The 13,995-nt window shown below is 72.3% G+C and carries 10 protein-coding genes; 2 read left to right on the top strand and 8 right to left on the bottom strand.

The genetic code is table 11. From position 1 onward, the window contains the following. Positions 1-60: 60 nt before the first annotated feature. The 5 genes from BCD48_RS05660 to glnA form a co-directional block, all read right to left on the bottom strand. Positions 61-3,429, bottom strand: coding sequence for a bifunctional [glutamine synthetase] adenylyltransferase/[glutamine synthetase]-adenylyl-L-tyrosine phosphorylase (locus tag BCD48_RS05660; RefSeq protein WP_071047262.1), 3,369 nt, complete (start codon positions 3,427-3,429; stop codon positions 61-63). Positions 3,430-3,644: 215 nt separating this feature from the next. After that, entirely contained in the window at positions 3,645-5,012 is a 1,368-nt protein-coding gene (locus BCD48_RS05655) for a glutamine synthetase family protein (RefSeq protein ID WP_071047241.1), read from the bottom strand. A 658-nt stretch (positions 5,013-5,670) separates the two neighbouring features. Then, complete coding sequence (locus tag BCD48_RS51075) at positions 5,671-5,886, bottom strand: 3-keto-alpha-glucoside-1,2-lyase-like domain-containing protein (protein ID WP_071047240.1); 216 nt, start codon at positions 5,884-5,886, stop codon at positions 5,671-5,673. 640 nt (positions 5,887-6,526) lie between these two features. Further along, entirely contained in the window at positions 6,527-7,585 is a 1,059-nt protein-coding gene (glnII, locus tag BCD48_RS05645) for a glutamine synthetase GlnII (RefSeq protein ID WP_071047239.1), read from the bottom strand. A 758-nt stretch (positions 7,586-8,343) separates the two neighbouring features. Beyond that, positions 8,344-9,768 (bottom strand): type I glutamate--ammonia ligase, encoded by a 1,425-nt coding sequence (gene glnA, locus BCD48_RS05640; RefSeq protein WP_071047238.1) that lies wholly within the window; start codon positions 9,766-9,768, stop codon positions 8,344-8,346. Between the two features lie 181 nt (positions 9,769-9,949). Between glnA and BCD48_RS05635 the strand changes: the two genes are divergently transcribed. Next, a complete protein-coding gene (locus tag BCD48_RS05635) occupies positions 9,950-10,420 on the top strand; it encodes an RDD family protein (RefSeq protein ID WP_083418225.1) in 471 nt (156 codons plus the stop codon). A gap of 219 nt (positions 10,421-10,639) precedes the next feature. Here the strand turns inward: BCD48_RS05635 and BCD48_RS05630 are convergent, their stop codons facing one another. Both BCD48_RS05630 and BCD48_RS05625 read right to left on the bottom strand, forming a co-directional pair. Then, complete coding sequence (locus BCD48_RS05630; RefSeq protein WP_083418224.1) at positions 10,640-11,413, bottom strand: DUF4191 domain-containing protein; 774 nt, start codon at positions 11,411-11,413, stop codon at positions 10,640-10,642. A gap of 201 nt (positions 11,414-11,614) precedes the next feature. After that, positions 11,615-11,881, bottom strand: a complete 267-nt coding sequence (locus tag BCD48_RS05625; RefSeq protein WP_071047237.1) for a hypothetical protein — start codon at positions 11,879-11,881, stop codon at positions 11,615-11,617. 500 nt (positions 11,882-12,381) lie between these two features. Between BCD48_RS05625 and BCD48_RS05620 the strand changes: the two genes are divergently transcribed. After that, the gene (locus tag BCD48_RS05620) at positions 12,382-13,446 is read left to right on the top strand and encodes an epimerase (RefSeq protein ID WP_071047236.1); all 1,065 of its coding nucleotides are present in this window, start codon (positions 12,382-12,384) and stop codon (positions 13,444-13,446) included. A 286-nt stretch (positions 13,447-13,732) separates the two neighbouring features. Here the strand turns inward: BCD48_RS05620 and BCD48_RS05615 are convergent. Beyond that, on the bottom strand, positions 13,733-13,995 hold a 263-nt coding region (locus tag BCD48_RS05615; protein WP_116271434.1), incomplete at its 5' end, for a sigma-70 family RNA polymerase sigma factor.

Below are 13,995 nucleotides of genomic sequence, written 5' to 3'. Positions count from 1 at the left end.
GCGCGAGACGTAATCGTGCCTGGTTGGTGGCGGGCCTGGATCCGCTTTCTGGCGGGCTGGTCAGGGCCGTTCGCGGGCGAAGACCTGGTTGGCGACGCGACGGGCCGCGATCGCGGCGCGGCGGTGGTCGTCGAGGACGTCGGTGACCTGCTCCAGGGGGTAGCCGAGGACCCCGGCGACGCGGTCGAGGGCCGGGGTGGTGCGGGGGATGAGGTCGCCGGGTGTGCCGCGGGCAAGCATGATCGCGTTGCGGATCCGGGAGGCCGACAGCCAGGCGGCGTTCAGCGCCGCGGCCTCGGCGCCGTCGAGCAGGCCGGCGTTGACGAGCTCGCGCAGCGCGGTGAGGGTGCTGGTGGTGCGCAGCGCCGGGTTCTCGTGGGCATAGCGGAGCTGGAGGATCTGGACCGTCCATTCGACGTCGGTCAGCCCGCCCGGCCCGAACTTGACGTGCAGGGTCCGGTCGGCGCCGCGCGGGACCCGCTCGGCGGCCATCCGGTCCCGCAGCCGCTCGACCTCGGCGATGGCTCCGCCCGGCAGTGCCGCCGGATAGCGGAACTCGTCGGCCAGGTCGCGGAACCGCGCCGCCAGCTCCGGGTCGCCGGCGAGCGGCCGGGCGCGCAGCAGCGCCTGCGCCTCCCAGCCGAGCGCCCAGCGCCGGTAGTAGGCTGCGTAGCCGTCCAGGTCGCGGGTGACCGAGCCGCCCCGCCCCTCGGGCCGCAGCCCCAGGTCCAGGCGCAGCGCCGGGTCGGGCCCCGGCTGCCCCAGCAGCCGGACAAGCTCCTCGACTACCGCCGCGGCGTACTCGCCGGCCGGGCGCGCGCCGACGCCGGGCCTGGGCTCATGGACGAACAGCACGTCCGCGTCGCTGCCGTAGGACATCTCGGCGCCGCCGAGCCGGCCCATCGCGATCACCGCGATCCGGGCCGGCTCTCCGGCCAATGCTCCTGAGAACGATGTCCGCCGGGCGTGCGAAGGAAGATCATTTTCGCACGCCCTTTGGCCGTTTGGGTCGTCCGCGGGCTCGCCGACGTCCGCGAACCGGTCCGCCGCCGGCCGGCCGGCGGCGAGCCGGCGGTTCACGGTGCGCCGGGCGACCAACAGGGAGGCCTCGATCGTCGCGGCGGCCGCCGCGGCCAGCGCCTCGCCGACGGCGGCCGCGTCGAGCAGGCCGAGCAGGTCCGCGCAGGCGACCCGGACCAGCTCGACCCGGCGGATCGCGCGCGCCCGCGCGGCCGCGTCGCCCGCGTCCTGGTTGCGCCGCGCGACGGCGAGCAGCGTGCGGGCAAGCTCGTCGCGGCCGACAGGGCGCAGGTCCTCCTCGGTGCGCAGCAGCCGCACCGACTCGGGCGCGGCGCGCATCAGCGCCGCGACGTAGCCGCTGGCCGCGAGCACCCTGGCCAGCCGGTCGGCGGCGCCGGCCGAGTCGCGCAGCAGCCGCAGGTACCAGGGGACGCGGCCGAGCGCCTCGCTGACCTGCCGATAGGCGAGCAGGCCGGCGTCCGGGTCGGCGGCGTCGGCGAACGCCGGCAGCATCGTCGGCAGCAGATGCCGCTGGATCGTGGCGGTCCGGCTCACGCCGGCGGTGAGCGCCTCGATGTGCTTCAACGACCGGTTCGGATAGGCGAACCCGAGAGCGGCGAGCCGATCGGCGGCCTCGCCGGGCGTGAGGCGCACCTCCTCGGCGGACAGCCGGGCGACCGCCTCCAGCAGCGGCTGGTAGAAGAGCTGCTCGTGTAGCCGCCGTACCGACCGGGCGATATGCGCGTGCTCGGCGGTGAACTCCTCCGCGCCGAGCATCCCCAGCGAGCGGCCGAGCCAGCGCAGCTCGTCCGGGTCGCGCGGCAGGACGTGCGTCCGCCGCAGGCCGCGCAGCTGGAGCCGATGCTCGACGGCACGCAGGAACCGGTAGGCGTCGGCGAGGGTGGTCGCGTCGCGGCGGCCCACGTAACCCCCGCGCGCCAGGCCGTCGATCGCGGGGAGGGTCGCGCGGGCGTGCAGCTTCGGATCGATACGGCCGTGCACGAGCTGCAGCAGCTGGACGGCGAACTCGACGTCGCGCAGCCCACCGGGGCCGAGCTTGATGTTGCGGTCGGCCTCCCGCCTCGACAGAGACGCCTCCACTCGCCGGCGCATCGCCCGGATGTCGGCGACGAAACGGGGCCGGGACGCCGCCGACCAGACCAGCGGCCCCACCATCGAGCAGAACTCGGCGCCGAGCGCGAGGTCGCCGGCGACTGGCCGGGCCTTGAGCAGCGCCTGGAACTCCCAGGTGCGCGCCCAGCGCTGGTAGTAGGCGCGGTGGCTGGCGAGCGTGCGGACCAGCGCGCCGTCGCGGCCCTCCGGGCGCAGGCCGACGTCGACCTGGAAGAGCGATCCTTCGCTGGTGCGCGCGCCACAGGCCCGTACCAGCCCCTCGGCCAGCCGGGTCGCGGCCCGCAGCGCCGCCTCCTCGGCCGGTTCGGCGGCGTCGGTGGCCCTCGCGGTCCCGGTGGTCCCGGTGGTTTCAGCGGTCCCAGCGGCCCCGCCCATGCCGTCGGGGAGTGAGGTCGTGGCCGGCTCGGCGACGAAGACGACGTCGACGTCGCTGACGTAGTTGAGCTCGCGCCCGCCGCACTTGCCCATCCCGACGACACCCAGGCGCACCGGCGGCGAGGTCGGCGCGAGGCCGGCGCGCGCGACCGAGAGGCCCGCGTCGAGCGCCGCGGCGGCGAGGTCGGCGAGCTCGGCCGTCGCGTCCTCGACCGTCACCGTGTCCGTCAGGTCGCGGGCGGCGAGCACCAGCAGCGCTCGCCGGTAGGCGACCCGCAACGCGTCCAGTACCTCCGGCCCGTCGCCGCGTGCTCGCGGCCGCTCGGCGGCCGGGTCCGCGCCGACCGCGGCGAACAGCCGGGCACGGTGGGTCGCCGCGTCGGGCGCGGCGGCGGCCGCCTCGTCGTCGGCGAGGATCCGCCAGTCGGCCGGGTGCGCGGCGAGGTGGTCGGCGAGCGCGAGGCTCGCGCCGAGGACGGCGATCACACGCCGGCGAGAGCCCGGCCGGGTGGCCAACACGGCTCGCAGCTCGGCGGACGACCGGGCGGAGCCCGCCGGGTGCGCCGGGTGCGCCGGGGCCGCCGGGTGTGCCGGGTGTGCCGGGCCCGGCGGGTGCGCCGGCCCGGGGGTGGCGCCTGGCGGGCCGGGCGCGTCAAGCGGGTCGAGTGCGTCGAGTGCGTCGATCAGTCGGTCTAGCCCGGCCAGGGCGCGGTCGGGGTCGGCGGCGTGGGCGAGCTCGGCGACCACCGGGCTGTTGGTGAGCGGCAGCCCGTCGGGCGGGCCGAAGCCGAGACGGTGCAGCGTGGCCGCGACCCGGTCGACGTCGGTGAAGCCTAGCCGGGCGAGCTGGGCCGCGGCGGAGCTGCCCCGCGGGTGCCCGACGCCTCCGGGCGGGGGCATGGTCGCCGCACTGGCGGCGGCCGGCTCGCTCGTCGTCCGGTCAGCGGAGGCGTGGTCCGCGGACGGGGGCTCCGCTGGCGAGGTCTGCTCCGCCGGCCAGCCGTCGCGCTGTGCCAGCGGGGCGCGTGCCCGCGAGGCCCCCTGCGCCCGCGCTGGGCCCGACCGTCCGGCGCTCGCCATCATGTTTCCATCTTGTTGCAGATGTGGCGTGCGCGTTACAGGAGTGGCAGGTAGCGGTTGATCTCGAACTGGGTGACCTGGCGGCGGTAGGAGGTCCACTCGGCGCGCTTGTTGCGCAGGAAGAACTCGAACAGCTCGTTGCCGAGCGTCTCCCGGACCAGCGACGACGTCTCCATCACCGCGATCGCCTCGGACAGGGATCCGGGAAGAGCCCGGATCCCGCGCTCCCGGCGCTGCGCCTCGGTAAGCGACCAGATGTCGTCGCCGGCGGGCGGCGGCAGGTCGTAGCCGCCCTGGATGCCGCGCAGCCCGGCCGCGAGCATCAGCGCGAACGTCAGGTACGGGTTGCAGGCGCTGTCCGGCAGCCGGAACTCCACCCGTGCCGTGTTCGCCTTGCCCCGCTTGTAGAGCGGCACCCTGACCAGGGCGGAGCGGATGTTGTGCCCCCAGCAGGCGTAGGCCGGCGCCTCCAGCAGCTCGGCGCCCTCGCCTTCGGCCGAGTCGCTGATGAGCCGCTTGTAGGAGTTGACCCACTGGTTGGTCACGGCGGTGATCTCGGGCGCGTGCGCCAGCAGCCCGGCGATGAACGCCTTGGCGACCTTGGAGAGCCGGTACTCGTCGGTCGGGTCGTAGAAGGCGTTGCGGTCGCCCTCGAAGAGGCTCATATGGGTGTGCATGCCGGAGCCGGCATGCTCGGTGAACGGCTTCGGCATGAAGGTCGCGTAGCTGCCCTGCCGCAGCGCCACCTCCTTGACGACCTGGCGCAGCGTCATGACGTTGTCGGCGATCGTGAGCGCGTCGGCGTAGCGCAGGTCGATCTCCTGCTGGCCCGGCGCCACCTCGTGATGGCTGAACTCGACGGAGATGCCGAGCCGCTCCAGCATGCCGATCACCTGCTGGCGGAAGTCATGGCTGATGTCGTTGGGCGTGACGTCGAAGTACCCGGACTCGTCCACCGGCTGCGGCACCGGCTGGCCGCGCCGCGGCGGCTCCTTGAGCAGGAAGAACTCGATCTCCGGGTGGGTGTAGAAGGTGAACCCGGCCTCGGCGGCGGCCGCGAGCGCGCGGCGCAGCACCCAGCGTGAGTCGGCTACGGCGGGCAGGCCGTCGGGAGTGACGACATCGCAGAACATCCGCGCCGTGAGCGTTCCCTCGCCGCGTCCCGGCAGCACCTGGAAGGTGGACGGGTCGGGGCGGGCGAGCATGTCCGCCTCGTGCAGGCGCGCGAACCCCTCGATCGCCGAGCCGTCGAAGCCGATGCCCTCCAGGAGCGCGCCTTCGGCCTCCGCCGGAGCGATCTCCACGGACTTCAGCACGCCCAGCACGTCGGTGAACCAGAGCCGGACGAAGCGGATGTCCCGCTCCTCCAGCGTTCTGAGCACGAACTCCTGCTGCTTGTCCATGAACCCTCCACGTTGAGGTGTGGACTCGACCTCAGGCTACGTCGTCCGGATCCAGCCGCCTTGCCTCTCGACCGGCGGAAGCATGGCTCGTCCATCGCCACGCGCCCGCGGCCGGCCTCCCCGACGAGACCCGGCCTGGCAACGCCGGGCCGTCCGCGGTGCCCGCCCCCACCGTTCGGGCACCCGGCCGGCGCCAGGGCAGGCGGCCCGGCACCGACGCGTCCTACCCGGCGCCGGGCACCGGCATCCTTGGCCGATGCCCTGTCCTGGTCGGGGGACATGTCGGCCAGGACGAGGTATCCCGAGTGCCTCCCGGATCGGCGACGGGGTTCCTGCCGGATCGCCGAAGGCGATCTGGGAGGTCCGCCGTCGGGGATCTCCGACACTAGCGACTGCAGGACCGAGATGCCCACGTCGTTGCCAGCTCGCAACGAACCTGGCGACTTGCCGTAACCGGACGGCGGCTCGGCAGCGTCCCCACGGCCGGAACCGTCATGGCGCAGGCTCACATGCGTGGCGTCGGCCGTTCCGACCGTGATGTTCGACCGTGATGCCAGCCTGTGCCAACAGGTCTCGCCACACCTGATCGGTCATATGCGAGTTTGTAGGAATTTCCCTGGAACCAGCATAGTCGATCATGATGGTGCCCGCGGCTCGGTCAGGTGGGCAGGGCGCGGACCTCGAGGTCGTCGGACAGCACGGTCGAGCCGTTTCCGACGAAACCGATCCCGCCCTGCTGGCTGAGCTTGCCGGTCGCGTCCTGGTACTGGACGACTGTCGTCCCGTCGACGGCGATGGTGTAGGTGCCACCCCGCGCGGTGACGGTCATGCTGTACCACCTGTCGTGGGCGACGGAGAAATCCCGCTGCGCCACCGAGGCACCTTGACCGCGACGTCTCGGTTCAGGGCGCGGTGACGGCCGGCTAGCACCAGCCCAAACGCGCCGGCACCGATCTGGCCGCCGATCTCGATGCCCGGCAGTGCCGCGGCGACGGCGGCCCGATCAACGATCACGCTCGGTGCCGTGACCCGCGGTGGGCCGGAGGGGGCCGCCAGGCGAACCGCGCTTCCCTCATCGTCATGACAAAGAGATCGTATGAGACGAAGCGTCGGCGTTCGGCGGCATTCGCGCTCTTGCTACGAGGCACAAGCTACAGGCGGCTGTCCCGCCGGCGCGGGCAGCGGGGTGACGGACCGAGACGATCAGGAGACCGGGTCGACGGAGGTAAGGGCGCCGGCGCGGGCCTGGTAGATGAAGATTCTGCGGAGGTGCCACCGCCGATCAGCGTCCGCTCGACGACGCCGGACAGGTCGGCGCCGTAAGCGGACCCGTCCCCCACCGAGAACACCTTGCTCGGCTTGAGAACGCTGGTGATGTAGGTCGCCGCCGGCTCCCTGCTGGGAGCCGGCGGCGCCGGGTGCTGCTGGTGCCGCCCGCCGGGGCGGGTCAGCGGGCCGGGTGACGCGCGGTTATGCCACCGTGCGGTCTCTCGGCCCGCGGTTCGGACCCTCGGTCAGACGGTCGCGGGCTGCGCCGCGGTGGCCTGGGAGGGGACGAACAGGATCGGCTTGTCGCCGGCCAGCGCGCTGCAGGTGGTGTCGATCATCAGCGCGGAGACCACGTACGGGTCCATGTTCGCGTTCGGGCGGCGGTCCTCGAGCCAGCCCTTGCGGGCCTTCGAGACGGCCCACGGGATGCGGATCGACGCGCCGCGGTCCGAGTCACCCCAGGAGAACTTGTTCCACGGGGCGGTCTCGTGCTTGCCGGTGAGGCGGTCCTGGATGCCGTAGCCGTAGTTGGTCACGTGCTCCATGACCCGGGTGCCGAGCGCCTCGCAGCAGGTGACGATCGCGTCCCAGCTCTCCATCGTCTGCTTGGTGGAGAAGTTGGTGTGCGCGCCCGCGCCGTTCCAGTCGCCGGGGACCGGCTTGGCGGCGAAGGAGACCGACGCGCCGAAGTCCTCGGCGATGCGGTGCAGCAGCCAGCGGGCGACCCAGATCTGGTCACCGATGGCCGGCGCCGGCAGCACGCCGATCTGGAACTCCCACTGGCCCATCATGACCTCGGCGTTGGTGCCCTCGATCGCGAGGCCGGCGTCCATGCACGCCTGGGTGTGCTTCTCGACGATGTCCCGGCCGGGCATCTTCTCGCCGCCGACGCCGCAGTAGTACGGGCCCTGCGGCTCCGGGAAGCCCACGGCCGGCCAGCCCAGCGGGCGGCCGTTCTGGAAGAACGTGTACTCCTGCTCGATGCCGAAGTGCGGGGCGAAGTCGGCGTACTTCTCCGCCAGCTCTCGCGCCTTGGCGCGGGTGTTGGTCGGGTGCGGGGTGAAGTCGGTCAGCTCCACCTCGCACATCACCAGGATGTTGTCGCCGCCACGAATCGGGTCCGGGCAGGTGAAGACCGGGCGCAGGACGCAGTCCGAGTTGGAGCCGGGCGCCTGGTTCGTGCTGGAGCCGTCGAAGCCCCAGATCTCCGGCTCCTTGCCGTCCTTGATGATCCGGGTCTTGCTGCGCAGCAGCGGCTCCGGCTCGGTGCCGTCGATCCAGATGTACTCGGCCTGAAAGCTCACTCAATACTCCCCGTGATCGGCAGGTCCTAGACACGCGACGATGGGGCCGGCCGGGGGAGGGCCGACGCTAGCCGCGACTGACGGGAGGGTCCGACTGGAGCCTTACCGGGTCCCGTTACCGATCAGTTCCCCGATTGTTAAATCTGCGTCTCAGGGCGCGCTGTTGACGCTCGGTCGGCGCGCGCGACGGTTACGGCTCCCGAAACGGGGCCGGAAAACAGCCCGAAATGTGCTCGCCGACACACCACGATGGCCGCACACCTCAGTAGATGAACCCACCCTGTGCGGGCATCCGGGCGTTGTGTGACGGCTCGCCGGTAGCCGGCCTCATAGACCGGCCGGGAGCTCTCGGGCGGCCCGGTGGGGCCGTATCCCCATGGGCGGCGCGTTCTTCCCGCCGGCGGACGAACCTCGATGGGGGCCGCGGCCCGCCGAGTCGCGACGGCGTGGCCCGTTCTGCGGCCCGGATGCCCACTGAGTCGGCACCGCCGTTTTCCCATCTTTTCTCACATGGCGGCACTGGCCGCGAATGGCGATTTCCCGCGCAGGTCACACCGTGCTGCGCACGTTCGGTTGGACGTATGAGGAGCTGGGCATCCGCGCTCTCGTGCCCCCGCTCGCGTGATGTCGCCCGCGACCCCGCGCCCACCCGACACGTCGATGACGACCGCTCCTGGGGCCGTCCGCCCGTAAAAGGCCTCGCCGTCCAAAACGGACGGCGAGGCCCGGGCAAAAAAGCCACCCCTGGTGACGCTGCCTCAGATGTCGTAGTAGAGGTCGAACTCGAAGGGGTGGGGACGCAGGCGGATGGCGTCCACCTCATGGGTGCGCTTGTAGTCCAGCCAGGTCTCGATGAGGTCCGGAGTGAACACGTCCCCGGCGGTGAGGAACTCGTTGTCGGCCTCGAGGTGGTCGAGCACGGCCTCCAGCGACCCGGGCACCTGCGGGACGGCGGCGAGCTCGTCCGGCGGGAGCTCGTAGAGGTCCTTGTCGATCGGGTCCGGCGGCTCGATCTTGTTCTTGATGCCGTCGAGCCCGGCCATCAGCATCGCCGAGAACGCCAGGTACGGGTTGCAGCTCGGGTCGGGCACGCGGAACTCGATCCGCTTGGCCTTCGGCGAGTCGCCGCCCAGCGGGATCCGGCAGCAGGCCGAGCGGTTGCGGGCCGAGTAGACCAGGTTGACCGGCGCCTCGTAGCCGGGCACCAGCCGCCGGTAGGAGTTCGTCGTCGGGTTGGTGAACGCCAGCAGCGCCGGGGCGTGGTGCAGCAGCCCGCCGATGTAGTGCCGGGCGGTCTCGGACAGGCCGCCGTAGCCCTCGGCGCTGTAGAACAGCGGGCCGTCGTCCTTCCAGAGGCTCTGGTGGCAGTGCATGCCGGAGCCGTTGTCCTGGAAGAGCGGCTTGGGCATGAAGGTGACGGTGCGGCCGCGAGAACGGGCGACGTTCTTGATCACGTACTTGTAGAGCATCAGGTTGTCGGCGGTCTTCAGTAGCGTGTCGAAGCGGAAGTCGATCTCCGCCTGGCCGGCGGTGCCGACCTCGTGGTGCTGCATCTCGACGGTTATGCCGACCTTGATCAGCGTCTTGACCATCTCCGAGCGAAGGTCGGTGAAGTGGTCGGTCGGCGGCACGGGGAAGTATCCGCCCTTGAATCTCGGCTTGTAGCCGAGGTTGCCGCCCTCCTCCTTGCGTGCGCTGTTCCACGCGGCCTCGACCGAGTCGACCTGGTGCATCGAGCCGTGCGGCGTGTACTCGTACCGGATGTCGTCGAAGATGTAGAACTCGGCCTCGGGCCCGAAGTACGCCGTGTCCGCGATCCCGGAGCCGCGCAGGTATGCCTCCGCCTTGCGCGCCACGTTGCGCGGGTCGCGGGAGTACTCCTCCTTGGTGATCGGGTCGTGGATGAAGAAGGTCATCGCCAGCGTGGAGTGCTCACGGAACGGGTCTTGGAACGCGGTCCGCGGGTCCGGCAGCAGCAGCATGTCCGACTCGTGGATGGCCTGGAAGCCACGGATGGAGGAGCCGTCGAACATGAGGCCGTCGGTGAAGACCGACTCCGTGAAGACCTGCGTCGGAATCGTGAAGTGCTGCATGACGCCCGGGAGGTCACAGAAACGCACGTCGATGAACTCGACATTTTCGTCCCGGATGTATCGGAGCACTTCGTCGGCGTTCGCGAACATTCACCCTCCACCCGCGTGGCACGCTGTCTGGCCCAATAGGATACCCATATCCGGACGCGGTGCGTAACCCCGCGGTGTGAAGTGAGCATGGCTAGCATGTTTCGTCTGTGTTGCGAGGACGAAGTTCGTCACGGTGTGTGACGGTTCCCTGGCGCGATCCGGATACGGATAAGCTTGCGCCGTGCGACGTGAGCTCGGACGCTGGCTGGAAGGCCCCGGCCTGCCACCCACTGCTGGTACCCCCGGGGATCGGCTCGGCCTGCCGGCCGCCGGCCCGGGTTCGCTGGCCAGCTACGGCGCCCGGTTCGGGGGCTACGTCGTCGACGCGGTGCTGGCCAACCTGCTGGCCGGCGTGCCCGTGCTGTTCGGCGCCACATACGACGCCTCGACGCGCGGCCTGATCGTACTCGTGATCTTCTTGCTCGAAGAGCTCGTGCTGGTGAGCCTCACCGGCCAGACCGTCGGCATGCGGCTGTTCGGCTTCGGCGTGGTGAAGGTCCCCGGCGGTGGCCGGGCGCGCTTCCCGCTCGTGCTCGTCCGGACACTGCTGCTGGCCCTGCTGATCCCGGTGTTCCTCGTCGACCGCGACATGCGCGGCCTGCATGACCGCGCCGCGGGCACCGCCCCCGTCAGGGCGGCCCGGCGCGCGTAGACCGAGGCGCCAACCCCGTTCTGGTGAGGCGTCAGCTCAACCTGGCCACCGATGGCGACGGCGTATTGGCGCACCGCCAACGCAACCACTATCCCGACCCCGATCCAGACCAGCCCCGGTCGTACGCGTCGACACCAGAACCAGGCTGGGAGGGCGCCCTGGCGCCCGACAGGCGCCGCGGCGAGCGGTCGCGCCAGCGACCTTCTCGCCAGCGGCGCTCTAGCGCGGGCGGCCGCCGCGGGGGATGTTGCGGGGAACCGGGCCCTTCGGAATCGGAAGTGATGGACCGGTGCCGGCGACGGCCTTCAGCCGCCGGTCGAGCTGGTCGATCTGGCGGCGGCGCAGCGTGCGGCGCATCCGCATCAGGGTCGGCTGCAGCTTGGGCAACGGGACCTCGCCCTCGCCGTTGCCGATGATGATGTCGGTGATCGGCACGTCGCCGGCGACGCGGCGGATCCGGCGTACCTCGGTGGCGAGCAGGTCGCGGGCGCCCCTGCCTCGCCCCTCGGCGATGATCACAACGCCCGCGCGGCTGACGACGCGGTGCACGACATCCTGGTTCCTGTTCACCTGAACGGCGGGAGTGAGCCGCCAGTCGCCCCTCATCCGCTCGATGATGCCGGCGGCGGCGCCAGGCTTCCCCTCCAGCTCGGCATAGGCACTGCGCTGCACCCGGCGGCTGAACAGGTTGACCGCGACGAGTAGGCCCAGCAGCACGCCAAGGGGCGTCCACAGCCAGATCGGCCCCACGAAGAGGCCCAGCACGAGAAGCACGGCCAGCGGGACCACGAAGCCCAGCAGCATGATCCAGACGACGTTCGGGTCACGCTCCCGCGTGACCTTGAAGACGAGCCGGATCTGCGTGAGCCGGTTGGGACCGCCTGCCTCCTGTCCGGACGCGGCGCCACCCGGCTTCGCCGGGCCCTTCGTGCCGCGTGCCGGGGGCGTAGCCGGAGCGGCCGCGGCTGCCGCCGGCTTCTTCCTCAGTGCCATGCCCGCGAGCCTACGGCCTGTGGGGCGGGGCGCGGCCACGACCATGGTGGTAACGCCGCGCGAGCGGGACGACGGTGCGCCGACGACCGGCCCGGCCCCGGTTTCCGCCCCCGCTTTGGGTGCCGCGCCACCTGGGGCTGAGCTACCAGTCGGGCCGGAGCGCCCGCCGGGCCGCGGAGCCGTCGGGCCCGCCGGGCCGGGTCAGCGGTGGGCAGCGACTGGGCGGCGCGGCCGGGCCGCGGCGAACGCAGGCCGCACGGCCGCCGACCCGATCGAGATGACGGGGCCGGCCGAGCCGACGGAGCCGACCGGGGAGCCGGGCCCGACGCCCTCAGCCCACCGGTAACCGGAGGTGACGTGCAGATCGGTGGCGGCGCGCCAGGCGTTGCGACGGGCGGTGCGCTGACCGCCGTGTGGCAGGACCAGCAGGGTCAGTTCTTCCAGGGTGGAGAGCAACGAGCGGAACACAGCGGGTCTGACCTCCCGACACGGTGGTCGTTCTCCCACCCACGCTCGACGCCCCGCCGGCGCGCGCCGCCGCCCACCAGCGCCGCGCGGGGCCGGGTACGGGTGGTGGGCTTGCAGGAGTATGGGTCGGGCTACCGGGAACGGACGTGGACGGGTGGTGGTGGGCGTCGCCAGTCCATGACGGCGGCGAGCAGCCCTGTTGACGCGTACTTAGTCAGCGAGTGACTCGCGGTGGTGACCGCCAGGTGACGCTACGCCGAAGCCTATCCCCGTACTCGCCCCGTCACCAGTCGCATCCGCTTACGGGCGTGCGTGTTCTAGCACACAAAGAGAACTATCGATGCACAACCAGTTGGCAGACGGGTGAGCCGGGTGAGATTGCGGGGTCACCGCCATGGGTCCGGCTCGTCGGGTCATGACTGGGCATCGGCTCGCCGCGCGCCCGCGAGTCACCGGCCGGCCGGATGCGGCCGAGCCGGCCGGTGCGACAGGATGGCCTGGTGAGGATCATCGTCACCGGGGCGTCCGGGCTGCTGGGCTCGAAGCTGGTGCCCGCGTTGCGGGCGGATGGCCACGACGTGGTCACCCTCGTGCGCCGCGAGCCGCGAGGCCCCGGCGAGTTCCGGTGGGACCCGGAGCGGGGCGAGCTCGACGCCGCCGCTCTCGCCGGCGTCGACGCGGCCGTGCACCTCGCGGGGGCCGGCGTCGGCGACCGCCGGTGGACCGCGGACTACCGCCGGACCATCCTTGACAGCCGGGTCCAGGGCACCCGGCTGCTGGCCGGGGCTCTCGCGGCGGGCGCGAGCCCGGACGCCCCGGTGGAGGGCCCCGCGCAGGGGCGCGGGCCGGCCGTGCTGCTGTCCGCGAGCGGCGTGGGCTGGTACGGGACCGCCGCCGGCGGCCCGGTCGACGAGACGGCACCCGCGGGCGGTGGTTTCCTCGCGGACGTCGTGCGCGCTTGGGAGGAGGCGGCCCAGGCCGCCGCCTCCGCCGGCCTGCGGGTGTGCCTGCTGCGCACCGGGCCGGTCCTCGCGCGCGGCGGCGGGGTGCTCGCCCGCCAGCTGCCGCTGTTCCGGGCGGGGCTTGGCGGGCCGCTCGGCTCCGGGCGGCAGTGGGTGTCCTGGATCGGGATCGACGACTGGGTGGCGGCCGTCCGCTTCCTGCTCGCCGCCGACGGGCAGGCGCCCGACAACGGGCCCCCGCCAGCCGATCTTCCGGCGGGGGAAGCCCCGCCGGTGTCGCCGTCGGGACCCCCGGAGGCCGGCGTCAGCCGACCTCCGGTGCGGCGCGCCGCACCGAGGGTCACGGGGCCGGTGAACCTGGTCTCGCCGAACCCGGTCACAGGGTCGGAGTTCGCCCGGACGCTCGGTGGGGTGCTGCGTCGCCCGGCCCTGCTGCCCGTGCCCAGGCTCGCGCTGCGCGCTGTCGTCGGCGGCTTCACCGACGAGGGAGTCCTCGCTTCTCAGCGGGTCGTCCCGCGAGTGCTTCTGGACGCGGGCTTCCGCTTCCAGTACCCCGACCTCGCGAGCGCCCTGCGTGCCACCCTGACCAGCCAGCGGTCCTGAACCCGGCCGAGGCCGCCCAGGTCCCCGGCCCGGAACTACGTGGGGAGGGCGCTCAGCGCCCGACAGGCATCCCGTGGGCTCGGATGTCCAGCCAGAGCTGGTGACGGCGCATTGGCGCAGTACCTATCCGGCCACCTCGTCAGCCCGGTCCCAGCTCTACCACCGCCATCTGCCAGGGCCCGGAACCACGCGGGGAGGGCGCCCAGCGCCCGACACGGGGCGAGCGCGCCCAGCGCCTCGCCCCGACAGGCGGGGGCGCCCCGGCGCCCCCGCCCCAACCCGCGTCCTATTCGAGGTAGTCGCGCAGCTTCTGGGAGCGCGACGGGTGACGCAGCTTCGAGAGAGTCTTCGACTCGATCTGCCGGATCCGCTCCCGCGTCACCCCGAACTCCCGACCGACCTCCTCCAACGTCCGAGGATGCCCATCCGTCAACCCGAACCGCAGCTGGATGACCTTCTTCTCCCGATCCGACAACGTGTGCAACACCGAGTCCAGCTGCTCCTGCAACAACAGGAAACTCGCCGCGTCCACCGGCACCACGGCGTCGG

Origin of the sequence: Pseudofrankia coriaricola (genome assembly GCF_001854805.1) — a bacterium.
Taxonomy (GTDB): Bacteria; Actinomycetota; Actinomycetes; order Frankiales; family Frankiaceae; genus Pseudofrankia.
The sequence above is the reverse complement of the archived record's forward strand: the minus strand, read 5'-3'. Positions and strand labels throughout refer to the sequence as shown.

What these genes read in the sequence shown, in the direction of transcription:
- BCD48_RS05660 (WP_071047262.1), bottom strand. Translation starts at nt 3,429, where the DNA reads ATGCCCCCGCCCGGAGGCGTCGGGCACCCGCGGGGCAGCTCCGCCGCG.
- BCD48_RS05655 (WP_071047241.1), bottom strand. Translation starts at nt 5,012, where the DNA reads ATGGACAAGCAGCAGGAGTTCGTGCTCAGAACGCTGGAGGAGCGGGAC.
- glnA (WP_071047238.1), bottom strand. Translation starts at nt 9,768, where the DNA reads ATGTTCGCGAACGCCGACGAAGTGCTCCGATACATCCGGGACGAAAAT.
- BCD48_RS05630 (WP_083418224.1), bottom strand. Translation starts at nt 11,413, where the DNA reads ATGGCACTGAGGAAGAAGCCGGCGGCAGCCGCGGCCGCTCCGGCTACG.